The 24,327-nt window shown below is 46.8% G+C and carries 25 protein-coding genes, 2 tRNA genes, 1 riboswitch and 1 other annotated feature; of the genes, 2 read left to right on the forward strand and 25 right to left on the reverse strand.

Translation table 11 applies throughout. The annotated features are described in order from the left end of the window. Positions 1-4 precede the first annotated feature (4 nt). Entirely contained in the window at positions 5-523 is a 519-nt protein-coding gene (gene ilvN / locus MHH91_RS14145; RefSeq protein WP_013353088.1) for an acetolactate synthase small subunit, read from the reverse strand. Further along, positions 520-2,244: an acetolactate synthase large subunit gene (gene ilvB / locus MHH91_RS14150; protein ID WP_014470788.1), complete on the reverse strand. Its 1,725-nt coding sequence runs from the start codon at positions 2,242-2,244 to the stop codon at positions 520-522. The genes ilvN and ilvB overlap by 4 nt, the downstream gene beginning before the upstream one ends. Before the next feature lie 119 nt (positions 2,245-2,363). After that, positions 2,364-2,615 (reverse strand) — a binding site (T-box leader). Between the two features lie 425 nt (positions 2,616-3,040). On the opposite strand from ilvB, the gene MHH91_RS14155 reads away from it, so the two are divergent. Then, a complete protein-coding gene (locus MHH91_RS14155) occupies positions 3,041-3,391 on the forward strand; it encodes a hypothetical protein (RefSeq protein ID WP_014472150.1) in 351 nt (116 codons plus the stop codon). 38 nt (positions 3,392-3,429) lie between these two features. Here the strand turns inward: MHH91_RS14155 and MHH91_RS14160 are convergent, their stop codons facing one another. From MHH91_RS14160 to sdhC, 14 genes are all read right to left on the reverse strand, one after another. Then, positions 3,430-3,615, reverse strand: a complete 186-nt coding sequence (locus MHH91_RS14160) for a hypothetical protein (protein WP_013353091.1) — start codon at positions 3,613-3,615, stop codon at positions 3,430-3,432. Positions 3,616-3,865: 250 nt separating this feature from the next. Next, a tRNA-Arg gene (locus MHH91_RS14165) sits at positions 3,866-3,939 on the reverse strand. Positions 3,940-4,063: 124 nt separating this feature from the next. Continuing rightward, a tRNA-Arg gene (locus tag MHH91_RS14170) sits at positions 4,064-4,137 on the reverse strand. A 114-nt stretch (positions 4,138-4,251) separates the two neighbouring features. Continuing rightward, positions 4,252-4,761, reverse strand: coding sequence for a YfcE family phosphodiesterase (locus tag MHH91_RS14175; RefSeq protein ID WP_013353092.1), 510 nt, complete (start codon positions 4,759-4,761; stop codon positions 4,252-4,254). Positions 4,762-4,777: 16 nt separating this feature from the next. Next, the gene (locus tag MHH91_RS14180; RefSeq protein ID WP_088030569.1) at positions 4,778-5,374 is read right to left on the reverse strand and encodes an XTP/dITP diphosphatase; all 597 of its coding nucleotides are present in this window, start codon (positions 5,372-5,374) and stop codon (positions 4,778-4,780) included. Positions 5,375-5,386: 12 nt separating this feature from the next. Beyond that, the gene (gene rph / locus MHH91_RS14185; RefSeq protein WP_013353094.1) at positions 5,387-6,124 is read right to left on the reverse strand and encodes a ribonuclease PH; all 738 of its coding nucleotides are present in this window, start codon (positions 6,122-6,124) and stop codon (positions 5,387-5,389) included. Positions 6,125-6,233: 109 nt separating this feature from the next. Beyond that, positions 6,234-7,319 carry a GerMN domain-containing protein gene (locus MHH91_RS14190; RefSeq protein ID WP_013353095.1) on the reverse strand — a complete coding sequence of 362 codons (1,086 nt, stop codon included), beginning with the start codon at positions 7,317-7,319 and terminating at the stop codon, positions 6,234-6,236. Positions 7,320-7,424: 105 nt separating this feature from the next. Next, on the reverse strand, positions 7,425-8,243 hold the full coding sequence (gene racE / locus MHH91_RS14195; protein WP_013353096.1) for a glutamate racemase: 819 nt from the start codon (positions 8,241-8,243) through the stop codon (positions 7,425-7,427). A gap of 7 nt (positions 8,244-8,250) precedes the next feature. Further along, positions 8,251-8,691 (reverse strand): MarR family winged helix-turn-helix transcriptional regulator, encoded by a 441-nt coding sequence (locus tag MHH91_RS14200; protein WP_013353097.1) that lies wholly within the window; start codon positions 8,689-8,691, stop codon positions 8,251-8,253. 186 nt (positions 8,692-8,877) lie between these two features. After that, positions 8,878-9,102: a spore germination transcription factor GerE gene (gene gerE, locus MHH91_RS14205; protein WP_003152579.1), complete on the reverse strand. Its 225-nt coding sequence runs from the start codon at positions 9,100-9,102 to the stop codon at positions 8,878-8,880. A 120-nt stretch (positions 9,103-9,222) separates the two neighbouring features. Further along, positions 9,223-9,660, reverse strand: a complete 438-nt coding sequence (locus tag MHH91_RS14210; protein ID WP_013353098.1) for an acyl-CoA thioesterase — start codon at positions 9,658-9,660, stop codon at positions 9,223-9,225. Positions 9,661-9,719: 59 nt separating this feature from the next. After that, positions 9,720-10,478, reverse strand: a complete 759-nt coding sequence (gene sdhB / locus MHH91_RS14215; protein WP_013353099.1) for a succinate dehydrogenase iron-sulfur subunit — start codon at positions 10,476-10,478, stop codon at positions 9,720-9,722. 2 nt (positions 10,479-10,480) lie between these two features. After that, a complete protein-coding gene (gene sdhA / locus MHH91_RS14220) occupies positions 10,481-12,241 on the reverse strand; it encodes a succinate dehydrogenase flavoprotein subunit (protein WP_013353100.1) in 1,761 nt (586 codons plus the stop codon). A gap of 33 nt (positions 12,242-12,274) precedes the next feature. Beyond that, the gene (gene sdhC / locus MHH91_RS14225) at positions 12,275-12,883 is read right to left on the reverse strand and encodes a succinate dehydrogenase cytochrome B558 (RefSeq protein ID WP_003152571.1); all 609 of its coding nucleotides are present in this window, start codon (positions 12,881-12,883) and stop codon (positions 12,275-12,277) included. Between the two features lie 296 nt (positions 12,884-13,179). Between sdhC and MHH91_RS14230 the strand changes: the two genes are divergently transcribed. Next, complete coding sequence (locus tag MHH91_RS14230; protein WP_013353101.1) at positions 13,180-13,626, forward strand: YslB family protein; 447 nt, start codon at positions 13,180-13,182, stop codon at positions 13,624-13,626. A gap of 46 nt (positions 13,627-13,672) precedes the next feature. On the opposite strand, the gene MHH91_RS14235 is transcribed toward MHH91_RS14230, so the two are convergent. The 9 genes from MHH91_RS14235 to MHH91_RS14275 all read right to left on the reverse strand — a co-directional run bounded on the left by MHH91_RS14235 (position 13,673) and on the right by MHH91_RS14275 (position 24,309). Further along, positions 13,673-14,902: an aspartate kinase gene (locus MHH91_RS14235; RefSeq protein ID WP_013353102.1), complete on the reverse strand. Its 1,230-nt coding sequence runs from the start codon at positions 14,900-14,902 to the stop codon at positions 13,673-13,675. 125 nt (positions 14,903-15,027) lie between these two features. Beyond that, positions 15,028-15,207, reverse strand: a riboswitch (Lysine riboswitch). Between the two features lie 61 nt (positions 15,208-15,268). After that, positions 15,269-17,041: an excinuclease ABC subunit UvrC gene (gene uvrC, locus MHH91_RS14240; RefSeq protein WP_013353103.1), complete on the reverse strand. Its 1,773-nt coding sequence runs from the start codon at positions 17,039-17,041 to the stop codon at positions 15,269-15,271. Positions 17,042-17,186: 145 nt separating this feature from the next. Continuing rightward, positions 17,187-17,501 carry a thioredoxin gene (gene trxA, locus MHH91_RS14245; RefSeq protein WP_003152560.1) on the reverse strand — a complete coding sequence of 105 codons (315 nt, stop codon included), beginning with the start codon at positions 17,499-17,501 and terminating at the stop codon, positions 17,187-17,189. Positions 17,502-17,652: 151 nt separating this feature from the next. Continuing rightward, positions 17,653-19,143, reverse strand: a complete 1,491-nt coding sequence (locus MHH91_RS14250) for an alpha-N-arabinofuranosidase (protein ID WP_013353104.1) — start codon at positions 19,141-19,143, stop codon at positions 17,653-17,655. A 213-nt stretch (positions 19,144-19,356) separates the two neighbouring features. Beyond that, positions 19,357-20,334 (reverse strand): electron transfer flavoprotein subunit alpha/FixB family protein, encoded by a 978-nt coding sequence (locus MHH91_RS14255; RefSeq protein WP_014470796.1) that lies wholly within the window; start codon positions 20,332-20,334, stop codon positions 19,357-19,359. A gap of 31 nt (positions 20,335-20,365) precedes the next feature. Continuing rightward, entirely contained in the window at positions 20,366-21,139 is a 774-nt protein-coding gene (locus MHH91_RS14260; RefSeq protein ID WP_013353106.1) for an electron transfer flavoprotein subunit beta/FixA family protein, read from the reverse strand. Positions 21,140-21,152: 13 nt separating this feature from the next. Beyond that, a complete protein-coding gene (locus MHH91_RS14265) occupies positions 21,153-21,932 on the reverse strand; it encodes an enoyl-CoA hydratase (RefSeq protein WP_013353107.1) in 780 nt (259 codons plus the stop codon). Between the two features lie 13 nt (positions 21,933-21,945). Continuing rightward, positions 21,946-22,530: a TetR/AcrR family transcriptional regulator gene (locus MHH91_RS14270; RefSeq protein ID WP_014470798.1), complete on the reverse strand. Its 585-nt coding sequence runs from the start codon at positions 22,528-22,530 to the stop codon at positions 21,946-21,948. A 90-nt stretch (positions 22,531-22,620) separates the two neighbouring features. Continuing rightward, on the reverse strand, positions 22,621-24,309 hold the full coding sequence (locus MHH91_RS14275) for an AMP-binding protein (RefSeq protein WP_013353109.1): 1,689 nt from the start codon (positions 24,307-24,309) through the stop codon (positions 22,621-22,623). Between the last annotated feature and the right edge of the window lie 18 nt (positions 24,310-24,327).

Consider the following 24,327-nt stretch of genomic DNA (forward strand, 5'->3'; position numbering starts at 1 on the left):
TGTGTTATACAATTGAAATTGTTTTATTGGATGACGCCTTCTGCTGGGTTCCCCTCGCAAAAGCCGTTGTGCCTGTTCTCGCGATTTCTTTAATGCCATAAGGTTTGAGAAGCTCTATAAGCGCTTCGATTTTATTGGATTCGCCGGTGACCTGAACGACGATGCTGTCTCTTGAGACATCAACGACGGAAGCCCTGAACGGTTCAATAATTCCGTTCATTTCCGTTCTGGCCGACGGTGCGGAAACAACTTTAATTAATGCAAGCTCACGCTGTACGATCGATTGGTTTGTGATATCCGTCACTTTCAGGACGTCAATTTGTTTGTTCAGCTGCTTTGTCAGCTGCTCTACGTCATTTTCGCCTTCCACATGGACGACAAATGTAATCCTTGAAACACCGCTAGTTTCCGTGTGGCCTACAGTAATGCTTTCGATATTGTAGTGTCTTTTTGTAAACAGTCCGGTGATCCGGTTTAATACTCCCGAGCGGTTGACCACCGTTAATGTGATAATGCGTTTCAAGGTTTCACCCCCACCATTTCATGAAGTCCTTTACCGGGCGCAATCATCGGGAATACTTTTTCGCTTTTGGCGACCCGGACGTCAATAACGACCGGCTCTTTTGATGAAAGCGCCTTTTGCAGCTCTTCTTCCGCCTCTTCTTCCGATGAAATCCGGACGCCTGTAATGCCGTAGGCTTCTGACAATTTGACAAAGTCAGGCTGCGCCGAGAATTTGGATTCAGAATAGCGTTCTTCATAGAAGATTTCCTGCCACTGTCTGACCATGCCCAGACATTCGTTGTTCAGGATAATCACTTTAACCGGAAGATTCAGCTGCCGGATGACATCTAATTCCTGCAGAGTCATCTGGAAACCTCCGTCTCCGAGGATTGCAACGACCGTGGCATTACGATCAGCCAGCTGCGCTCCGATAGCTGCCGGAAGGCCGAAGCCCATTGTGCCGAGACCTCCAGAGGTCACCCACTTATCCGCCTTTCGGAAAGGATAAAACTGAGCCGCCCACATCTGATGCTGGCCGACATCCGTCGCCACAATCGCCTCACCGTTTGTGAATTGGTGAATATACTCAATCAGCTTTTGGGGTTTAAAGCCCTCTTCTCTGTTGTCTGTATACCAAAGCGGATATTCTTCTTTCCATTCTGAAAGTTGCTGTTTCCATTCCTCCGAGTGTCCCTGTTTTCCGTTTTGCTTCAATAATTCCTGAAGGACGATTTTACTGTCGCCGACCACCGGAATCTGCGTTTCAATAATTTTTCCGATTTCGGCAGGGTCAATATCGATATGCGCCACCTTGGCGGACTTTGCAAAATGCTTCAGGTTCCCCGTCACGCGATCATCGAACCGCGCTCCGATGCTGATCAGCAAGTCACAGTGGTAAAGCGCCATATTCGCTGTGTATGTGCCGTGCATCCCCGCCATCCCCAGAAAAAGCGGATGGTCTGCCGGGAAACCGCCCAGACCGAGAAGCGTGTGCGCTACGGGAATTTGCTGCTGTTCAGCATAATTTTTTAAATCTTCTGAAGCTTTACCGTGCAAAACACCCGCTCCGGCTAAAATAACCGGCTTTTGCGCACTGCTGACAGCTTCCACGAGCTTTCGGATCTGCAGATAGTTAGGCTCTTTTACCGGCTGATACCCCGGAAGGCTGATCTCGTGATCATACCTGAATTCCCCTTCAAATGATGCGACATCCTTCGGTATATCAATTAATACCGGGCCCGGTCTTCCTGTTGTGGCGATATGGAACGCCTCTTTAATCACACGGGGAAGATCTTCCGGACGGCGAACCTGATAACTGTGTTTCGTAATCGGCATCGTAATTCCTAAAATGTCAGCTTCCTGAAAAGCGTCGCTGCCGATGACCGAAGTGGCCACCTGACCGGTAAACACCACGAGCGGCAGTGAATCAATCATCGCATCCGCAAGACCGGTAACTAAGTTTGTCGCTCCCGGTCCGGAAGTAGCGATTACAACCCCCGGCTTCCCGGAAACTCTCGCATACCCTTCCGCCGCATGAATCGCACCTTGCTCATGGCGGGGCAGGATGTGAACCAATCCTGATTGATACAACTTATCGTAAATCGGAAGAACGGCTCCCCCCGGATAGCCGAAGATCATTTCGACATTTTCTTTCTTTAATGATTCAATCAGCATTAAAGCCCCGTTCATTGTCTTTGTACAATCGGCAGACAGAGTATCCGCCTGTACATTTGTGCCCATTTTCAGTTCCTCCTTTTCAATGTTCCCTTCTAAAATCCAATTCATAAAACGAAGCGCCGGCTGACGCAAATAAAAAAGCCTTCCCACCCACATTCAGCCAAGCATTTTATGCGATAGCCAAAAGGGGCGAAAAGGCTTGCTTTCCGCGGTACCACCCTTGTTTACGGTCATATGAGACCGTCTCATGGATAATTACTATCCGTTTTGATAACGAGTAAACATTGACGTTCACTCGGCCGAGTCCTACTCTTCACATTTCAGACCGGCACTCTGAGGCGAGTTCACTTTGGTTTGTTTTTGCCGGCTCTCAGCGTTACCGGCTCTCTGTGAAAAACTTCAGCAAAGCTACTTATCCTCTTCTGCGCTTTTTATTATGGCGGCTCTTTTATTTAAAAAAGAACCTTCATTTGTTTGTTTTTTCAGTGTTTTATGATTTTTCTTTTTAGTGTGAATCATTTAATTATTTTTGTTTGAACTCATATTACGCTCGTTTACAGGCAGTGTCAACAGCATTTTTATAATTATTAGACAATTTAGATTAATCAATCTACTTTGTATACGCTTTCATTACTGATACAAAAGGATCGGTAAATGTTAAAAGTTTTTATAATTTTTTTGTTAATCTCTTAAGATTACATGAAATTTTTCCGTTCATATACGAATATGTCACATTTTATTCCAAGATTTTTCACGGTCTTTCCGTCCCGCCTGTCAGATATTCAGTTCAGATTGAACAGGCTCTTTATACAGACATACGCATACACTATTCTTATCTCGTGAAGAAATGAGTGATGTCATGAATAAGATGTTATCAGGCATGCAGGGCCTGCCTCCTGGATTTCCGCCTTTACCGGTTTTACCGCCGCAGTCTTATTATCCTCCGGCTCCGATGCATACAGCCCCATATCAGGCCGGTCCTTCTTTTCAGCAGGGATTTCCGCCATCCGGTTACGGGCAGCAGACCCCGCAAAGCACGCTGGCATTCTCCGGACAGCAATTCGTCCCGTACCCTTATACATCCGGGTACTACGGCCAAACCTTCAGTGACGTCGGAGGAAGCCTCGGCACCGGGACACATCCCGGCGCACTCGGAGGCGGTTTCAGCGGCGGCCATACCGGCTTCAGCGCTCCAAGCGGATTCAGATGATATAAAAAACCGGCCCCGCACGGCCGGTTTTTTCTTACTTACAGGGTATAACGGTCATTCCATTGATTCAATTCCTGCTCCGTATAGTAATCAGCCCTTGAAACCTCAACAATAATTAAACCGCATTGAGTGATTAAAAATTGTTTCAGCTCCTCAAACAGCTCATCTTTTCCGCAAAAGATGGTTTCTATATTGTAATTCTTATATGCAAATGCGTACTTCAAAAGCTAATTCCTCCCGCTGTCTTTCTATCGATTATTGACAAAATGTATGATAGAAATTAGATAATTTATCACTCAAGGGCGCCTTAAGTATCTTTATACATATATTTATTACGGTAAATATTACATTAAGTTTCATTTATATTAAAATTACTTTACAATTTTCATAAAATACGGAACTTTTGTTTCGTAAAAAAAATAAAATACAAAAAAACCTCAAACCCATTGACAGGGCTTGAGGTTTTTAATTATACGTCCCAGGAGAGATTCGAACTCCCGACCGACGGCTTAGAAGGCCGTTGCTCTATCCGGCTGAGCTACTGGGACATGAAAATCAAATCGTTCTGCTGATCATTTTACCATGATGTCAGCGAATTTACAATATGGTCATCCGATAAAAAAGGCCAGCGGCATCAGTTTTCACTCTGATGTCACCAGCTCTTTTTTTGTACGTCCCAGGAGAGATTCGAACTCCCGACCGACGGCTTAGAAGGCCGTTGCTCTATCCAGCTGAGCTACTGGGACAAGATTTTGCTTTATGTATCAGCGACAAGATTTATTATATACAGGTTCATATCATAAGTCAATATTTTTTCAGAAACTTTTTATGGGGAAGAAAGAAATCTTCCCCATCACATGTTAAAAGCTGATTGTATTCCTCAAGTCCTTCAATTCCTGACCTGTTTCGTCGTAAAAAGCCATGGCGCCTTCACTTTCTGTGAGAGTAAGAATGGCATAGCTTTTCACATTGCGGACTCTCGGAAGGCGGATGCTCCCCGGGTTAATCAAAAGCTTGCCCCGAAGCACTTCACTTCCGGCAATATGCGAGTGGCCGAAGCAGACAATATCCGCTCCAAGCTCTTCCGCCCGGTAAAAAACAGTTAAAAGTGACTGTTTAATGCCGTGAAGATGTCCGTGAACGGCCAGGATTTTCTTTGAACCGGCATCCAGCAGGAGTTCGTCCTGAAATCCGCCCCCAAAGTCGCAGTTGCCTTTCACCGTATGATACGGTGTGAGCGCAGGATGTGCGGCGTCAAGCTCTGAATCACCGCAATGAATCATCAGATCCACTTCGTCTTCGTGCCGCTTCGCGATCGTTTCCAGTTCGTCTTCAAGGCCGTGACTGTCACTTATCATCAGCACTTTCATTGCATTACGCTCCCCCTTACGCATCAAGCAGCTTTGACAGTTTCTTGAGCGCTTCAGCCCTGTGGCTGATTTTGTTTTTCTCAGCGCTTGTCAGCTGGGCCATGGTTTTATCTTTATCCTTTACAATAAAAATGGGATCATAGCCGAACCCGTTATCTCCCTCGGGTTCTTCTGCAATATATCCTTCAACATGGCCTTCGACCGTTTTGGTTTCCTGCCCCGGCATGCTGACGGCAAGGGCGCAGCGGAAACGGGCCGTACGCTGCTCTTTTTCGATGCCTTTTAATTCTGACAGCACCTTGTCCATATTCGCTTTATCATCTTTTGCTTCGCCTGCATAACGGGCTGAATAAACGCCCGGTCTGCCTCCCAGGTTGTCCACTGATAAACCGGAGTCGTCCGCAATGACCATTTTGTTTACGGCTTTTGCCACCGCTTCCGCTTTTAAAATGGCGTTTTCTTCAAAGGTATGTCCGGTTTCTTCAATTTCTTCCGTAAATCCGATTTCCGCCAAAGAAGAGACACTGTAGCCTTTCGGTTCGAGTATTTCTTTAAATTCTTTCACTTTTCCCGGATTGTGTGTCGCAATAATGGCTTCTTTCACGCTGATCAGGCCTCTCTTTCTTTATTTCAGTTCAGGCAATGTATCTCCAAGCACTTCTTTTTGTTTTTGAATAAGCGTCTGGATTCCTTTTTCGGCAAGGCTTAACAGTCCGTTTAAATCTTCACGGGAGAATGTGGCTTCTTCGCCCGTCCCTTGAAGCTCCACAAAACGTCCGCTTCCCGTCATGATGATATTCATATCGACTTCAGCCGCTGAGTCCTCTTCATAATTCAGATCCAAAAGAAGGCCTTCTTCTTTATCCATCCCGACAGAAATGGCCGCGAGATAGTCTGTCACAGGAGAGGTTTTGATAACGCCGCTTTTTACGAGTTTGCCGGCCGCAATGGCCATTGCCAAGAAAGCGCCGGTAATGGAAGCCGTTCTTGTTCCGCCGTCCGCTTGAATGACGTCACAGTCGATCCAGATCGTCCGTTCGCCGAGCTTCTCCAAATCAACGACGGCCCGGAGCGCGCGCCCGATCAGACGCTGGATTTCCATCGTTCTTCCGGAAACCTTTCCTTTTGAAGATTCTCTTATCGTTCTTTGATTCGTGGCGCGGGGAAGCATGCTGTATTCCGCTGTGATCCAGCCTTTTCCTCCGCCGCGTAAAAATGGCGGCACCCGGTCTTCCACTGATGCATTACAGATGACCTTTGTGTTTCCCGCTGTAATTAAAACAGAGCCCTCCGGGTGAGTGATAAAATCCAAATCAAATGTGATAGGTCGCAGCTCATCGTGCTGTCTTCCGTCGTGTCTCATATTTTACCTCCGATTATATGTACATAAACCTTTTGTTCCGGATTGTGAATAAAGAAAGAGGCAGCCGGAACGCTAACCTCTTTTTTACTAGTATATCAAAAATCGCAAATTAAAAACTACCCGTATTCACTTGGGACGGCCTCGAAACAGGTTTTGAAAGGGATTCTCCTTTTTCATTCACCAGTTCTGACTTTCCGTTTACTTTTATAGAAACACTTTTTATCGACGGCTGTTCTGTTAATGTGAGGACGATGCTGTCCAGTACGCCCGATGATACCATTTTTGTTTTTTCATCGGCGCTTCCGTAAATAGAGCTGTTAAAATCAAGTGTAACCTGGCCGTCTTTTACTTTCGGCTTGCTGAGGAGCTTAACATCGTTATTAAAGTCCGTCAAAAGCCCGCTTGCTTTGCCCGGTCCGTCGGCGAGCTGCTCAACGGCTGCGGTGATGTCGTTTGTTTCTGAATTGTCAATCCGCTTTGTGACAGGCACGTAGTATTCACTGGTCTCTGTTTCCGCCAGATAATACACAGTCAGCGGATGGGTGTCTGTCAGATCATTCACTCCGGCGGTTTCAATATTAATCCCGTCTTTTCTGCTTAAGTCGCCCGTAATCGGCGTGCCGCCCACAGGCATTTCTTTCAGTTCATGCCCGTTAATTCTGATTTTGACTTTATCTATTGAGCTGAATTGGGTAAGCGTCCATGTAATCGATTGCAGGATTTTTTGTTCGTCTTCTTTTTTGTAGTTTTTAAATTCCTTCGAAAAATCAGCGACGGCGGTACCGTCTTTTTTAATGTCAACATTTACCGTCGTATCCGCAGGGAGCACCGCTCTGAAGCCATTCGGCAGGATTTCTGACACAGGCCCTCCCTGAACCAAATACTCAAGGGCCTGCTTTGCGGTTCCCTCACTGTTCGGAAGAGGCAGTGTCTGTGCTGCGACATAGCCGTTTTTATCAATCAGATACAGCTCTCTCATGACTGTATTGGCCGGCTGATCGGCTTTAGATGTGCCGTTTTTTTCTGACTGCGTTGATTTCGCCTGAATTCCCGCTTCATCTTTTACATATGAAATGTCTTGAGGCGGGTCGATTTCCCCGGCTGTTTTATCGGATTGAAACAAACCGCATCCTGATAATACAAAAGCCGAAGTAAGACATGTTGCAGCAATGACTGCAGGTCCTTTTTTCAGCATACTTTTCCCTCCTAAGGCTGTTTGTACTATGATGTATACGAGCCCTGTGCGGGAAATAGACCGGGATGCGCAAAAAAACCCGCCGTAAACAGCGGGTTTTTTGATTTATTTTCTGATCGGCTCTTGAAGGGAGATGCACTCGACATGGCCGATTTCATGACCGAACCAGTCTTCGGCAATTTTTGCGAAGCCGTTCCGCTCTCCCGTTGTTAGAAACTGATGCTCCGGTGCATGTTTCGATTGGTTTAACAAACCTTTATAAGACAAAATGGTGCTCACTTCTCTCGCTGTCTCGTCTCCGGAGGAAATGATTTTCACATGCTTTCCCATATAATCCTGAATCGGATCTTTTAAAATCGGATAATGCGTGCACCCTAAAATCAAGGTGTCAATTGCTGTACCTTTTAAAGGCTCAAGCGATGCTTCGACCGCTTCCGCCGCCGATTCCTGAAGAAACCGTCCGCTTTCCACAAACGGCACCAGCAGCGGGCAAGCCATGTTCTCGACTTGAAGGTCTGCATTTAATCCGAGCAGCGCCTGCTCATACGCTCGGCTTTTAATGGTATTTATCGTGCCGATGACGCCGATATGCTGATTTTTCGTGACCTTGATCGCCGTTCTCGCACCCGGCTGAATGACGCCGACAACCGGTATATCCGTTTTGCGCTGAATATCCTCCAAGGCAATGGCCGTGGCCGTATTACAGGCGATCACGAGCATTTTGATATGGTGGTTTTCCAGCAGGTAATCGGTCATTTCCCACGTGTATTGAAGAACTTCTTCTTCAGGACGCGGGCCGTACGGGCAGCGTTTTGTATCTCCCACATAGATGATATTTTCCTTCGGTAGCTGTCTCATGATTTCCTTGGCAACGGTTAACCCGCCAACCCCGGAATCAATGACTCCTATCGGCTGTTCCAACAAAATCGCCTCATTTTCTTTTCATTTCATGCTGCAGTTTCAATAATGACTTTTCGAAGAGGGCTGTTTCTTCTTCGGAAAATGTCTCAAACATGTCCCGCAAATAAGCCTGCCTTTTCAAAATCACTTCCTGGATAATACGCTCTCCTTCAGCGAGAAGATGAATTCTGACGACACGTCTGTCAGCTGGGTCTTTAACCCGCTCGACAAGCTTATTTTTTTCCATGCGGTCTATCAGATCCGTCGTCGTGCTGCAAGCCAAATACATTTTGCCTGATAATTCGCCTATTGTCATATCCCCCAATTCATAAAGCCATTGAAGCCCCACGAATTGCGGCGGTGTAATTGAATATTGGTTAAGGATTTCTCTTCCTTTTTGTTTAATGATCGCAGCGATATGGCGGAGTGATTTTTCGATATCCGCAACATGCTCTACAGATTTTGATGTCATTTGTCCATCCCTCACTCAAGGATCTTTCTGGGCTATGCGCTCCGTGTCTATTTTCCTTCTTTTTTTAAAAAAATGCAAGACTGACGGAGAAAAAGGGAAAGCCGGGATTTTCACCGCATGCCCATTTTCCTGGGCGCCAACACAAATAACCGGCTCCTTCTCGTAAAGAAGGAAAACCGGCAAGAATCAGAGCTCTAGCTCACCCATTCTAAGAAGCTCGACAACAGCTTGCGAACGCCCTTTCACACCTAACTTCTGCATGGCATTTGAAATGTGATTCCGTACAGTTTTTTCACTGATAAATAGCTCGCTTGCAATTTCCTTTGTTGTCTTGTCTTGAACGAGCAATTCGAATACTTCTCTTTCTCTTTTGGTCAGCAGCGGCTTTGATTGAAAATCTTTCTCCTTCAAGTATTGTAATCCTCCTTGCTAAGGTGAGAGCGAATCTGAAACGAATGGGTTTATATAGTCAAGATATCATATGTAAAGGGCGCTTCGGAGGTGACGTCACTTAGAGAAATAGTTATCTGCTCAGGAGAGCAGGATGCCTTTCTCCCGCTCCGTCCAGCTGACCGCTTTGCCGCTTGTCTTTGACACTTGAACCATAACGACGGAACCGGTAAAGCACGGCAGGCCTGACTCATTTTCTCCAAGGTAATGAAGGGTGACGGACGCATTTCCGACAGAGCTTGCTTTGACATGAATCCGCAGGTTTTCATACGGCATCACCTGACGCATATAGTCGCACTGCTGGCTTGCGACGACCGTCATCGTTTCCGAATTTTGCGCTGATATGCCCCGCTGTTTAAAATAAGCGATCCGGGCTTCTTCAAAATAGATGAAAGGGATTACATTATTCATATGGCCGAACATATCCGTTTCTGAAAACCGAACCGTCACTTCAGTGAAGAAAGAAAACGACTGTCTCCACTCTTCAAACGGGATGTCAATATATTGCGGTTGTTTCATCACCTTCAGCTCCTTATAAAAAAACCTCTCCCGTGCGGAAGAGGCTCTTTTTTTCTTTCTTATACTCTGTCGCTTCCGAAGAAATTGCGGAATGCTTGTAAATTCGTATCTCTGTTCAAAGCAGCGATTGAAGTCGTGAGCGGAATGCCTTTCGGGCAGGATTGAACACAGTTTTGTGAATTCCCGCAATCTCCGAGGCCGCCGTCTGTCATTAAAGCTTCTAAACGTTCTGACTTGTTCATCGCGCCCGTCGGATGGGCGTTAAACAGACGCACTTGCGACATCGGGGCAGGCCCCATGAATTTCGATTTGCTGTTGACATTCGGGCAGGCTTCGAGGCAGACGCCGCATGTCATGCATTTAGACAATTCATATGCCCACTGGCGGCGTTTTTCCGGCATTCTCGGTCCCGGTCCCAAATCGTAAGTCCCGTCAATCGGCACCCATGCTTTCACTTTTTTCAGTGAATCAAACATTCTGCTACGGTCCACCTGAAGGTCACGGACAACCGGGAATGTTTTCATCGGTTTCAGACGGATCGGCTGTTCCAGCTTATCAACCAGCGCCGTACATGACTGGCGCGGTCTTCCGTTGATGACCATGGAGCAGGCGCCGCATACTTCCTCAAGACAGTTCATGTCCCATGCAACCGGCGTCGTTTTCTCCCCTTTTGCATTAACGGGATTTCTGCGGATTTCCATCAGGGCAGAAATCACATTCAGATTCGGACGGTAATTGATTTCAAATTCTTCATCGTATGGCGCGCTTTCGGGCGTATCCTGGCGTGTAATGATAAACCGTATCTTTTTCTCACTCATGATTATTTCGCCACCTTCTTCTTCGAGTAGTCGCGTTTACGGGGCGCAATCAGTGATACATCGACATCCTGATATTCAAATTCCGGAGCTTCAAACGGACCGGCATGTTTAGCCATTGTCGTTTTGAGCCACTCATCGTCATTTCTTTCAGGGAAATCCGGTTTATAGTGCGCTCCCCGGCTTTCATTTCGGTTGTATGCGCCGAGCGTGATGACTCTGGCAAGCTGAAGCATGTTGGAGAACTGGCGGGTGAACATTGCCCCTTGGTTGCTCCATTTAGTCGTATCGTTGATATTGATTTTCTTAAAGCGTTCCATCAGCTCTTGAATTTTGTCATCCGTTTTCAAAAGCTTGTCGTTGTGGCGCACCACCGTTACGTTAGCCGTCATCCATTCTCCGAGCTCACGGTGAAGCACGTAAGCATTTTCATCGCCGTCCATCTTCATGATATCGGCCCATTTTTCTTCTTCTTTTTTCACATAGGAATCAAATAATGAAGAAGACATGTCTTCCGCTGATGTTTCAAGTCCTGAAACATATTTCACCGCATTCGGACCGGCAACCATTCCTCCGTAGATGGCGGAAAGCAGAGAGTTCGCCCCTAAACGGTTTCCTCCGTGCATTGAATAATCACATTCACCCGCTGCGAACAATCCGCGGATGCTTGTCATCTGATCATAATCAACCCACAGGCCGCCCATTGAGTAGTGAACAGCAGGGAAAATTTTCATCGGAAGCTTGCGCGGGTCATCCCCCATGAATTTTTCATAGATTTCAATAATGCCGCCAAGCTTAACATCAAGCTCTTTCGGATCTTTGTGCGAAAGATCAAGATACACCATGTTTTCTCCGTTGATGCCGAGTTTCTGATTCACGCATACGTCAAAGATTTCACGTGTCGCAATATCCCGCGGCACGAGGTTTCCGTAAGCAGGATATTTTTCCTCAAGGAAGTACCAAGGTTTTCCGTCTTTATACGTCCAGACTCTTCCGCCCTCACCGCGCGCCGATTCACTCATCAGACGCAGTTTATCGTCTCCGGGAATTGCTGTCGGGTGAATTTGGATAAATTCGCCGTTAGCGTAGTAAGCTCCCTGCTGATAAACGATTGATGCGGCAGATCCCGTGTTGATCATGCTGTTTGTTGATTTGCCGAATACGATTCCGGGTCCTCCCGTCGCCATAATAACGGCGTCAGAACGGAATGACTCGATTTGCATATTGGTCAAATTTTGAGCTACGATACCGCGGCACGTGCGCTCATCGTCAAGAACGGCGCCGAGGAATTCCCAGCCTTCGTATTTTGTGACGAGACCCGCCACTTCATATCTGCGCACCTGCTCGTCCAGAGCGTAAAGAAGCTGCTGACCCGTCGTCGCTCCCGCGTATGCTGTTCTGTGGTGCTGTGTACCCCCGAAACGGCGGAAGTCCAAGAGCCCTTCCGGCGTTCTGTTAAACATAACCCCCATGCGGTCCAATAAGTGGATAATGGACGGCGCTGCTTCACACATCGCTTTTACAGGAGGCTGGTTTGCCAAAAAGTCGCCTCCGTATACCGTGTCATCAAAATGCTCGAACGGAGAGTCTCCTTCCCCTTTTGTGTTGACAGCTCCGTTTATCCCGCCCTGCGCGCAGACCGAGTGAGAGCGTTTGACCGGAACGATGGAAAACAATTTAACGGCCGTGCCTGATTCCGCTGCTTTAATTGTCGCCATGAGGCCGGCAAGACCCCCGCCGACTACAATAATGCTTGATTGACTCATGATAGCCCCTCTCCCTCTAGTAATCTAGTTCTCTTACACAAACGCAAAAATTGCTTTTAGACCGACGTATGAAAGCGCTAAAAATATAATCAGCGTCACGTAAGTCGAAATTCTTTGAGAACGCGGCGTGACCGTGATCCCCCATGTGACCGCAAAAGACCATAAGCCGTTTGAAAAGTGAAAAATGACCGATAAAACGCCTACAATGTAAAAACCGAGCATGAACGGCGAGCTCAAAATATTCGCCATCATATCAAAGTTGACTTCAGCGCCCATCTGTGCGGCAATCCGCGTCTGCCACACATGCCAGCTGACGAAAATAAGGGTGAGAATACCAGTGACACGCTGAAGCACAAACATCCAGTTTCTGAAATAACTGTAGTGGCCAGCGTTGTTTTTCGCAGTAAATGCTATGTACACACCGTAAACCGCATGATAAATTAAAGGTAAGAAAATAATAAAAATTTCTAACGCATACCTGAACGGCAGACTGTCCATAAAGCCGGCCGCCTTGTTAAACGCATCTGCTCCCCTTGCGGCAAATTGGTTGACGACTAAATGCTGGATCAAAAAGATGCCGACCGGAATAACACCGAGCAAGGAATGCAATCTTCGAAAATAAAACTCTCTGTTCCCAGACATTACTTTACCCCCTGTTTGATTTAAGTGCGAAATGTGCTAAAATCTCTGCCCCCACTTCGTTTCAATTGTAAGCACTTTATTAAAATTTATTGACAATTTCATTTTACTCCTCCCTCAAATGAGCGTCAAGAAAACGTGTACATAAATTATAATTTTCCGAATTGATTATCTGACGGGAAAATTTTATTTTCCTGCGATATCTTTCTCACTTTTTTTCACGTGTTTTATAGGATCATCCTGTAATCCTCCCCCCTGTTTAAGCTATAATAAACGAAGGAGAGAGGGGAATACATAATATGAAGAATAATTATGAAGCAGCTTTAGAACCTTTAACTGAACTCGACGTCAGCGCATACGGCTACGAATTAATCCGGGAAATCGTGCTTCCGGATATCCTGGGCCCGGAACATTCATCCATGATGTATTGGGCGGGAAAACGCCTCGCCCGCAAATTTCCTCTTCAATCGTGGGAAGAAATCCCCGCCTTTTTTGAAAAAGCCGGCTGGGGAACTTTGACAAACACCGGATCAAAAAAGCAAGAGCTTGAATTTGAACTGGAAGGACCGCTCGTATCCAGCAGGCTTAAACATCAGAAAGAGCCGTGTTTTCAGCTTGAAGCCGGTTTTATAGCCGAACAGATTCAATTGATGAACGATCAGATTGCAGAATCTTATGAACAGGTAAAAAAGAGAGCGGATAAAGTCGTCCTGACTGTAAAATGGGATATGAAGGACCCTGTATAATTGAAAAAAGGCGGTGACTCCAAGTCCCGCCTTTTTGCCTGCCCGTTTATACGGCAGACGGCTGTTTAGAAAGCTCAAACGCATCGTGAAGCGCTTCGACCGCTTTCACCATATCATTTTCGCTGACAACCGTTGATACTTTTATTTCAGATGTGCTGACCATTTTTACTTGTACATTTTTTTCCGCCAGTACGGCAAACATGTCTGCAGCGACGCCGGGATTTGAGACCATGCCTGACCCGACAATGGATACTTTCGCCAGCTTTCTTTCAGTTTCAATTTTTTCATAGTCAAGCGCGTTTTTATATTCTTCAAGCACAGCGACCGTTTGAGCGGCATCTTCCGTTTTCACTGAGAAAGAAATGTCCGCTTCCCCATCGTCCGCCTGTGTCTGAATAATGATGTCAACGTTGATGTTTCGTTTTGCCAAGGCGGTGAAGATCGTTGAAAGGGTTGTCAGTCCGCTTGTCAGGCCTGTAACGGACACCCTCGTGATCTGGTCTTCAAATGCAATTCCTCTGACGATTAAATTCTGCTCCATTGATGATTCCTCCTCAATTAACGTTCCCGCTTCATGTTCCGTACTTGACCGCACTTCCAAAGGCACTTGATAGTTTTTCGCGAACTCAACCGCCCGCGGGTGAAGGACACCCGCTCCGAGATTTGCAAGCTCAAGCATTTCATCATAAGAAATCCCCGCCAGTTTTCTCGCTGACCGGACGTACCGCGGATCTGTCGTAAACACGCCCGGAACGTCTGTGTAAATGTCACATTTATCCGCTCCTAATGCTGCGGCAAGAGCGACCGCCGTTGTATCGGAACCGCCCCGTCCGAGCGTCGTAATGCCGCCGTCTTCCGTTACGCCCTGAAAACCGGCGACGACTGTAATCCTGCCTTCAGCAAGCTGGGCCTGAATTGCCGTGATATCAATATCCGTAATTCTCGCATTGCCGTGGACGGCTTCTGTGCGGACACCCGCCTGCCATCCCGTATAAGAGACGGCGTCATATCCTTTTTCCTGAAGCGCCATGGCTAAAAGCGAAATCGTGACCTGCTCTCCCGTAGACAGAAGCATATCCATTTCACGTTTACTTGGCTCAGATGTGATTTCCGCCGCCAGGTTAACGAGCGCGTCGGTTGATTTTCCCATTGCCGAAACGACGACTACGACGTCATGGCCTTTTTGCTTTTCAGCAATGGCTCGATTTGCGGCATGTTGAATTTTTTCGGCAGAGCCGACGGAAGTGCCTCCGAATTTTTGTACGATAAGACCCATACTAGACCACCCTTTACATTTTGGTTCGTGCGGGTGAGGAGAAAAGAGCGTTTTGTTCACAATAAAAAAAGCAATGAGAGGAATAGCTCTCATTGCTTTTTCATATCATTACGACTGATTATGAACAACGAGATAGCCCTCCAAGAAAATGAATTCTTGACAGCCTTACATTTATTTAATGCAAGGCCAGCAAAACACACCGATGGGATGTGATTCACTTCGGCGACGCTCCCCTTTCAGCTTTTCTCGCAGAATCCATCATTCTCAAAAAGCTTACTATTGAAGTTCGCACCTCTATCTTCACCTTATAACACGATCTTATGAAATTAGTTCACATTCTAGCAGGTTTTTCAGAAAAGCACAATACTATTTTTTCAATTTTTCAAACAGCATCTGAGCCGCCGCAGCCGGCACACCGGCTTTTTTAATATCGTCAAGGCTTGCTTCCTTCATCTTTTTGACGGATCCGAAATGCTTTAAGAGCATTTTTTTGCGTTTTTCGCCGATGCCCGGGATATCATCCAAAACGGATTGAAAGGCGCTTTTTCCCCGGATCTGCCTGTGAAAACTGATCGCAAAGCGGTGAACTTCGTCCTGAATGCGCTGAAGCAGGTAAAATTCCTGGCTGTTCCGCTCCAGAAACATCGGTTCAAGCGGATCGCCGATCAAAAGGTTGGATGTTCGGTGTTTATCATCCTTCGCCAATCCCGCTACAGGGACATCAAGGCCGAGCTCATTTTCGAGCACGTCGCGCGCCGCATTAATCTGTCCTTTTCCGCCGTCAATGATGATTAAATCCGGCAGCGGGAGATTTTCGCGGAGCACCCTCGAATATCTTCTTCTGACGACTTCCCTCATAGAGCCGTAATCATCAGGCCCTGTTACGGTTTTAATTTTATATTTGCGGTATTCCTTTTTATTGGGCTTACCGTCAATAAAGACAATCATGGCCGACACAGGGTTTGTGCCTTGAATATTGGAGTTGTCAAACGCTTCAATCCGATGCGGCGTGTAAATGTTCAGCGCCTCACCGAGCCGTTCGGCAGCACCGATTGACCGTTCCTCATCCCGTTCGATTAATGAGAATTTTTCCCGCAGAGCGATTTTCGCATTTTTGTGCGCAAGCAAAAGCAGCTCTTTTTTCGGGCCCTTTTTCGGCTGATGCACGGCGGTTTCCAAAAGCTCGCTGATCATGTCCCTGTCCACGCTGTCAGGCACCAGAATTTCTTTAGGCAGAAAGTGATTGTTTTTAGAATAGAACTGGCCGATGTAGGTCAGAAATTCTTCATCCGCTTCCTGATACATCGGAAACATGCTGACATCGCGTTCAATCAGCTTTCCCTGGCGTATGAAAAAGACCTGGACGCACATCCAGCCTTTATCGTAGGCATAAGCAAACACATCGCGATCCAAAAGGTCATTCATGGTCATTTTCTGCTTCTCCATCGTCGATTCGATGTGAGCAAGCTGATCGCGGAATTCTTTAGCCCGTTCAAATTCAAGCTTTTCCGCCGCCTCTGTCATTTTCTCTTCAAGCTCTTTTTTGACCTCGTTATGCCCTCCCTTTAAAAAACGGGTGATATCTTCAACCAGCTCGCGATTTGTCTCCTCAGAAATATCTTTAACACAAGGAGCGAGGCATTGTCCGAGATGATAATAAAGACAGACGCGGTCCGGAAGCTTCGAGCACTTCCTGAGCGGGTATAGGCGGTCCAGCAGTTTTTTCGTTTCCCGCGCCGCCTGCACATTCGGGTACGGGCCGAAATAGCGCCCTTTGTCTTTTTTGACATTCCGGGTGACAATAAGCCGCGGATGGCGTTCATGGGTGATTTTAATAAAGGGATAGGTTTTGTCATCTTTCAGCATGACATTGTATTTCGGATCGTATTTTTTAATCAGATTCATTTCCAAAATAAGCGCTTCAAGATTGGAGGAGGTCACGATATATTCAAAGTCCTCAATCTCCGTCACAAGCCTTTGGGTTTTTGCGTCGTGAGAACCGGTGAAATAGGATCGCACCCTGTTTTTCAGCACCTTCGCTTTCCCCACGTAGATGACTGTTTTTTGACGGTCTTTCATTAAATAACAGCCCGGCTGATCGGGAAGGAGGGCCAGCTTTTCTTTCAGTTGTTTATTCATACGTTACCCTTCCTTATATTCATTTCTCGTGTCCATTCAGTGTATCACGAACATTTGTTTTTCTCCATTCTCAGCTTTTGGCAGATCAAAAAAAGGCGATTCCTCTTTAAAAAGGAATCGCCCTGCCGTAACGGCCGCTTTTGGCTTACAGATGTTTGTTTACAAGCTCTTCAAGCGCTTCTTTCGGTTTGAAGCCGACAGATGTTTCAACGACTTCTCCGTCTTTTAACACAAGAAGTGTCGGGATGCTCATTACGCCGTATTTACCGGCAGTTTCTTGGTTTTCATCAACGTCGATTTTGACGATTTTCAGTTTGTCTCCCATTTCTTGATCAAGCTCTTCAAGAACGGGCGCGATCATTTTACAAGGTCCGCACCAAGGAGCCCAGAAATCCGCCAATACGACCCCTTCACTTGTTTCAGCTGAGAACGATTGATCAGTTGCTTTTACGATAGCCATTTGTTATTCCTCCAATGTCAAATGATGATTTTTAGTATAGCATCTCCCATTCGTTCATGCTAATTTAATGCTTATATTATTTTCTCCCGAACTCCTCTGAAATAATCTTCTTTATATGGTGTATGATAACCGATCAGCAGGCATTCAAAACTTAAGATGGATCAGCAGGCAGCGTAATTAAAACTACCGCCATCGGAGGAAGCTCGGCCTCAAGGTTTCCGCCCTTTTGAGTAAATCCGGAAAACGGCTTCGGTTTGACGTTTTCCGGGCTGCTGAATGTATTGCGGGCATTCATTTTTTCCGCATGCAGAATCGTTCCCGAAGGCTTCCCTGTCTTTTTCATGCCCCGCAGCTCAATCTTCACGTCGGCTTTTTGCAGATGATCGATATTGCAAATGCTGATATGTATGTCGCCGTTTTGCTGTTTGGACGCTGAAATGCTGACCTGCGGGAGCCGGCCGTCTTTCCATTCGTACCCTGCTGCTTTTGTTTCTGATGCCAAAAGAGAAGCGTCATGATGAACCTTAAACATATCAAACACATGATATGTCGGCGTCAACAGCATCTGTTTCCCTTCTGTCAGGATCATTGCCTGAAGCACGTTGACGGTTTGCGCGATATTGGCCATTTGTACGCGGTCTGCGTGCTGATGAAAAATGTGAAAATGCGTGGCGGCGACAAGCGCGTCGCGGATCGTATTCTGCTGATACAGAAAGCCCGGATTCGTGCCGGGCTCAGGATCAAGCCATGTGCCCCATTCATCAATGATCAGACCGACTCTTTTTTCCGGATCATACTGATCCATGATGGCGCTGTGCCTTGTGATCAATTCATCCATATGCGCCGCTTTTTTCATCGTGATGAACCATTCATCTTCCGTAAACTCCGTCGCTGATCCTTTTCCCTTCCAGAAGTCGCCCGGTATTGTGTAATAATGGAGGCTCAGCCCATCCATAAGATCTGCGGCTTTTTTCATTAAGGTTTCGGTCCAGCGGTAATCGTCGACATTCGCGCCGCCGGCAATTTTATAGATTTCATTACCGCTGTAATTGCGGACATAGGTTTGAAAATTTCTGTAAAGGTCGGCATAATACTCAGGATGCATGTTTCCGCCGCAGCCCCAGTTCTCATTTCCTATTCCGAAATATTTCAGCTTCCATGGTTTTTCCCGCCCGTTTTCCTTTCTCCAGTCGGACATCGGCGTGCCTGCTTCAAATGTCATGTATTCAATCCAATCAGCCATTTCCTTAACCGTTCCGCTGCCGACGTTTCCGGCGATGTACGGTTCGCAGCCGAGCAGTTCACAAAGCATCATAAATTCGTGCGTGCCGAATTCATTGGAATCAATCGTCCCGCCCCAATGGGTATTCAGCATTGTTTTGCGTTTCCCTACGCCGTTTGCCCAATGGTATTCATCAGCAAAACAGCCGCCGGGCCATCTGAGAACGGGGATCTGAAGCTTTTTGAGAGCGGAAGCGACATCTGTCCTGATCCCGCCGGTATTCGGGATATCGGAATCTTTTCCGACCCAGATGCCCTCATATATACCTCTTCCTAAGTGTTCCGCGAAATGTCCGTATATATTTTTGTTAATGGCTGCTCTAGTGATATCGGTTTGAATAACTGCCGTATTGTGAGACAAACTTGATCATTCCTTTCCCATAATAAGAATGAAAGCACTACAGTCAATCTTTGTATCTGGGATGTATGCTGAAAGGATAAGTTTGTAAGCGCTTTACAGAAAGCTTATTACATTGGTTCGGACATGTCAATCTATTATTTTATCAATGTATAATTTGTACGAACCAATTATCCCAAAGCAAAACCCTCTGACAAAAGATCCAGAGGGTTTTGATTATGAATGAATATTGGCATTTTTAAATTCCTGAGTCAGAAGCGGAACCACTTCGAACAAATCGCCGACAATTCCGTAGTCCGCTATTTTGAATATTTCCGCTTCCGGGTCTTTGTTAATGGCAACGATGACTTTACTGTTTGACATTCCCGCCAAGTGCTGAATCGCTCCGGAAATTCCGCAGGCAATATACAAATCCGGTGTGACGACTTTTCCCGTCTGGCCGATCTGAAGAGAATAGTCACAATAGTCCGCGTCGCAAGCGCCGCGCGAAGCGCCTACCGCTGCTCCCAGCACTTCGGCAAGTTCTTTTAACGGTTCAAACCCGTCTTTGCTTTTGACGCCGCGGCCGCCCGCAACGATAATTTTCGCTTCTGACAGATCCACGCCGTCCGCTGTTTTTTTGACTACTTCTTCAATGACCGTCCGCAAATCTGCCGCCGGCGCCGCAAGCTCTTCAATATCACCCGTGCGGCTCGCGTCTTTTTCTAACGCCTGAATGTTATTCGGACGGATTGTCGCCAAGATGAAAGGATCGGTTGAAATCACCTGTTCAAAGGCTTTGCCGGAATAGATCGGTCTTGTAAAAACGATGTTGTCCCCGGTAACGCTTACATCCGTACTGTCTGAAATCAATCCCGTTTCAAATCGGGCCGCAAGCTTCGGTGACAAATCTTTTCCCATAGAAGTGTGGCCGAAAATGACCGCATCAGGCTTTTCATTTTCGATCAGATCCCCGAGAACCGCGGCATATCCGTCTGCTGTATACTGAGAAAGCCCCGGTGTATCAGCCGTAAATACTTTGTCGGCGCCGTAGTGAATGAGTTCTGGTGCTGCATCAGCCGCGCCTTTTCCCATCAGCACGCCGATTACATCTCCTCCGCCGGAAATGGTTTTGCCTGCGGCTATAGCTTCAAAGGTGACGTTCCGTAAGGCGCCGTCACGAATTTCTCCGAGTACGATCACTTTTTTTCCCATTCTGACATCCCCCAGTTTCTTTAATATCAGTTTATACGACTTTGGCTTCTTTTCTCAGCAATGATACAAGCTCTTTCGCCTGCTCGGCGGCTTCTCCTTCGATCAGTTTGCCCGCTTCTTTTTGCGGCGGCAGAAAACGTTCGATTGTTTTGAGCTTCGGAGCAGCATCGTCCTCATCAATGTCAAGGTCATCGAGCTCAAGTTCTTCCAGCGGTTTTTTCTTCGCCTTCATAATGCCCGGAAGCGACGGATAACGCGGCTCGTTTAATCCTTGCTGCGCCGTGATGACCAAAGGAAGAGAAGTTTTAATGATTTCGGTATCCCCTTCATTGTCTTTCTCTGCAACAGCTTCATCGCCGCTGATTGTCAATTTTGTAATCGTTGTGATGCAAGGAATGTTTAACAGTTCGGCAAGTCTTGGCGCCACTTGGCCGGAGCCGCCGTCGATCGCCACATTTCCGCCGAGAATCAGATCATATTCCTGATCTTTGAAATAGTGATATAAGATCGTTGAAATGGAATATTGGTCAGGATCGCTCAGGTCATCTTCAATATTGATTAACACCGCCTGGTCGCAGCCCATCGCAAGAGCTGTTCGCAGTTCTTTCTCCGCGTCCTCTCCGCCGACGGTTACGGCGGTAACGGTTCCGCCGTGCTCTTCTTTCAGCTGAATGGCTTCTTCAATGGCGTATTCATCATACGGATTAATGATAAATTCGGCTCCGTCCTCCTGAATCTTTCCTGCTTCAATGACGATTTTCTCTTCTGTGTCAAACGTCCGTTTCATCAGTACAAATAGATTCATATTCTTATCCCCTTTATCTTCGCCCACCGAATTGAGGCTTTCTTTTTTCGAGAAATGCCTGAATGCCTTCTTTTGCGTCATCTGATGCAAATGCTTCCCCAAAGCGCTTTGCTTCAAGCTTTAAGCCGCCGTCATAAGAATAAACCTTGTTTGTATAAAGGAGCTCAAGCAGGGAAGCCATCGACTGCGGGCTTTTTTCCGCAAACTTGCCTGCGAGTGTTTTCGCCTTTTGCAGCAGCTCTTCCTCATTTTCGGCGCCTATGGTGACAAGCCCGAGGCTGAGCGCTTCTTTTCCGGTCACAGGTTCTGACGTGCCGATCATTTCAAGCGCTTTCGCCGTGCCGACGTACCGGGGCAGACGCTGCGTCCCGGCAAAGCCCGGGATAATGCCGAGATTCAGCTCGGGCAGGCCGAGCTTTGCATCCAATGTAGCGATTCTGATATGACAGGCCATGGCAAGCTCCAGACCGCCGCCAAGCGCAGCGCCGTGAATCGCTGCGATAACAGGCTTCGGAAACCCTTCAATTTTTTCCATCAGCTGCTGGCCTTTATCCGCCATGGCAGAAGACTGCTCAAGATTTTCAAGCGACGTAAATTCCTTTATATCGGCGCCCGCCGAGAAAAATTTCCCCTCACCGCGAATGATGATGCTTCTGACGCTGTCATCTGTTTCATACCGGTCGAACAGACCGGACAATTCGTCTAAAATCGCACCGGACAGCGCGTTGGCCGGCTGATGATCAATGGTGATCACCGCGATAGATTGTTCTACCGCCACTGAAAGGCTGTTCATCCGTCAACCCCCTTTAGTTTTGATGAATCCCTGACACCAACAGTTCCAATACCTTGTCTGACAAATCCGGAAGATCATATTTCTGATCGTTCATCACCCACGTTGTCACTGTTTCATCTATCGTCCCGAATATCATCTGCCGGGCGAGGCGGACGTCGAGATTGTCTTTCCATTCGCCCGACTCAATTCCTTCGGTCAAAATGGTGTCGAGCATGTTTAAATAACCTTTTAAAATGTCATTGATTTTCAGGCGCAGCTTGATATTCGACTGTCTGAGCTCAAGCTGGGTCACAATCGCGAGGTGGCGGTCATTGCCGAGCAGTGTGAAATGCTGCTTAATGACGAGAGCGAGTTTTTCTTTTGCCGTCGTTTTTTCTTTCACTTCTTCTTCCATGCGTTCAATGAACTGGCCCATCTTTTCTTTAAAAAGAGAAATGAGTATATCCTCTTTGTTTTTGAAATATAAATAGATGGTGCCGTCCGCAACGCCGGCCTGCTTGGCGATTTTGGATACCTGTGATTGGTGATAGCCGTTTTCCGCTATGACTTCTACTGCTGCATCAATGATCTGCATATACTTTGGCCGTTTTTGGTTCAATGTCATCGTTCCTTCCTTCAATAAAAATGAATGACTATTCATTCATAACTTCATGATAAAAAGGAATCCGGGTTTTGTCAAGTTTTTCTTTTAAGGCACTTTGTTTTCACGGGAAGCATCTGTCTCTTCGACTAAGCGTCTTCTCAATATTTTTCCTACGGCCGTTTTCGGAAGCTCTTTTCTGAATTCGTAAAGCTTCGGGACTTTGTACGGCGCAAGCCGCTCTCTTGCAAATGCGTCAAGCTCATCGGCATCTGTCTCGGCCCCTTTTTTCAAGACGATAAATGCTTTCACCGTTTCCCCTCTGTAGGAGTCCGGCACGCCCGCTACGACGATTTCCTGAACGGCTTCGTGCTCATACAGCGCCTCTTCCACCTCTCGCGGGTAAATGTTGTATCCGCCGGCAATGATGATGTCTTTTTTCCTGTCGGCGATGTAGAAAAACCCTTCCTCATCCATGTAACCCATATCACCGGTAAACAGCCAGCCGTCTCTGATGACACGCGCCGTCTCCTCTTGTTTGTTCCAATAGCCTTTCATAACCTGCGGGCCTTTTACGATCAGCTCGCCGTGTTCATACGGCTCCGCAAGCCCGTCTTTTTCTTCTGAATATATTCCGGCATCGGTATTGGGCCAAGGACAGCCGATGCTGCCGGGTTTATTTTTTCCCCAAATGAAGTTTGAATGAGTAACCGGTGATGCCTCAGATAACCCGTAGCCTTCCACAAGCTTTCCCCCGGTCACTTTTTCAAATTTCTGTTTGACTTCGACCGGCAGAGCAGCAGAACCGCTCGGACAGCTTTTGATGGACGAGAGATCATATTTGTTCAGTTCAGGATGATGCAAAATGCCGATGTAAATCGTCGGTGCCCCCGGAAAAACCGTCGGCTTCAGCCTGTCGATTGTTTTTAGGGTGTCCAAGGGATTAAATTTAGGAAGAAGGATCATTTCACACCCCTGCATGATGGAAAAATTGAGCACGGCGGTTAATCCGTACACATGAAAAAAAGGTACGATGCCGAGCACCTTTTCGGCTCCCTTTTTCATTTTGTACATCCAGGCGGCGCACATTTCTGTATTGGCCTGAATGTTCCGGTGCGTGAGCATGACGCCTTTCGGATAGCCGGTTGTTCCGCCCGTGTATTGAAGCACGGCAATGTCATGCGCAGGGTCAATATCCGATAGCTCCGCTTCCTCGGCTTTTTCTTCTTTTAAGATGTCCGCTAAGCTGTGAATCTGTTCGTGGCCGTCATAATCAATATGCACCTGTTGTTTTTGGGTGAGCGTATAAAGCATATTTTTCGGAAACGGCAAAAAGTCTTTGATACTGGTTGTAATAATGCGCTCGACGATTGACAACGTTTTCATTTTTATCACCTTCGGAAACAGCATATCGAGGGTGATGATCACACGCGGCGCACTGTCTTTCAGCTGATACTCAAGCTCGTGTTCCGTGTAGAGAGGATTGGTTTGAACAACAATGCCGCCGGCAAACAATACACCGTAAAAAGCGATGACCGACTGCGGACAATTGGGCAGCATAATGGCCGCTCTGTCACCTTTTTTCAGACCTGTTTTGCGTAAAAAAGCGGCAAGCTTTAATGAATCTGTGAGAACGTCTTGGAATGTGAGTTTTTTTCCGAGAAAATAAATGGCGGTATGGTTTGGGAATTGAGCTGCGGAGTTTGTCAGATTGGATGGCAGGGTTTGATCGGTAAATTCAAGCTCATGCGGAATCTCTTCGGGATATTGAGAAAGCCATGGCTTTTCAGACTGCATAAAACCTCTCCCTTCTGT

The organism is Bacillus sp. FSL K6-2819, from assembly GCF_038008305.1.
In the GTDB taxonomy this organism is placed as follows: domain Bacteria; phylum Bacillota; class Bacilli; order Bacillales; family Bacillaceae; genus Bacillus; species Bacillus amyloliquefaciens.

Coding starts and splice junctions, on each gene's coding strand:
- ilvB (WP_014470788.1), bottom strand. CDS start 2,244: ATGGGCACAAATGTACAGGCGGATACTCTGTCTGCCGATTGTACAAAG.
- MHH91_RS14155 (WP_014472150.1), top strand. CDS start 3,041: ATGAATAAGATGTTATCAGGCATGCAGGGCCTGCCTCCTGGATTTCCG.
- MHH91_RS14175 (WP_013353092.1), bottom strand. CDS start 4,761: ATGAAAGTGCTGATGATAAGTGACAGTCACGGCCTTGAAGACGAACTG.
- rph (WP_013353094.1), bottom strand. CDS start 6,124: ATGAGACACGACGGAAGACAGCACGATGAGCTGCGACCTATCACATTT.
- MHH91_RS14190 (WP_013353095.1), bottom strand. CDS start 7,319: ATGCTGAAAAAAGGACCTGCAGTCATTGCTGCAACATGTCTTACTTCG.
- MHH91_RS14200 (WP_013353097.1), bottom strand. CDS start 8,691: ATGACATCAAAATCTGTAGAGCATGTTGCGGATATCGAAAAATCACTC.
- MHH91_RS14210 (WP_013353098.1), bottom strand. CDS start 9,660: ATGAAACAACCGCAATATATTGACATCCCGTTTGAAGAGTGGAGACAG.
- sdhB (WP_013353099.1), bottom strand. CDS start 10,478: ATGAGTGAGAAAAAGATACGGTTTATCATTACACGCCAGGATACGCCC.
- sdhA (WP_013353100.1), bottom strand. CDS start 12,241: ATGAGTCAATCAAGCATTATTGTAGTCGGCGGGGGTCTTGCCGGCCTC.
- sdhC (WP_003152571.1), bottom strand. CDS start 12,883: ATGTCTGGGAACAGAGAGTTTTATTTTCGAAGATTGCATTCCTTGCTC.
- MHH91_RS14230 (WP_013353101.1), top strand. CDS start 13,180: ATGAAGAATAATTATGAAGCAGCTTTAGAACCTTTAACTGAACTCGAC.
- MHH91_RS14235 (WP_013353102.1), bottom strand. CDS start 14,902: ATGGGTCTTATCGTACAAAAATTCGGAGGCACTTCCGTCGGCTCTGCC.
- uvrC (WP_013353103.1), bottom strand. CDS start 17,041: ATGAATAAACAACTGAAAGAAAAGCTGGCCCTCCTTCCCGATCAGCCG.
- trxA (WP_003152560.1), bottom strand. CDS start 17,501: ATGGCTATCGTAAAAGCAACTGATCAATCGTTCTCAGCTGAAACAAGT.
- MHH91_RS14255 (WP_014470796.1), bottom strand. CDS start 20,334: ATGGGAAAAAAAGTGATCGTACTCGGAGAAATTCGTGACGGCGCCTTA.
- MHH91_RS14260 (WP_013353106.1), bottom strand. CDS start 21,139: ATGAATCTATTTGTACTGATGAAACGGACGTTTGACACAGAAGAGAAA.
- MHH91_RS14265 (WP_013353107.1), bottom strand. CDS start 21,932: ATGAACAGCCTTTCAGTGGCGGTAGAACAATCTATCGCGGTGATCACC.
- MHH91_RS14275 (WP_013353109.1), bottom strand. CDS start 24,309: ATGCAGTCTGAAAAGCCATGGCTTTCTCAATATCCCGAAGAGATTCCG.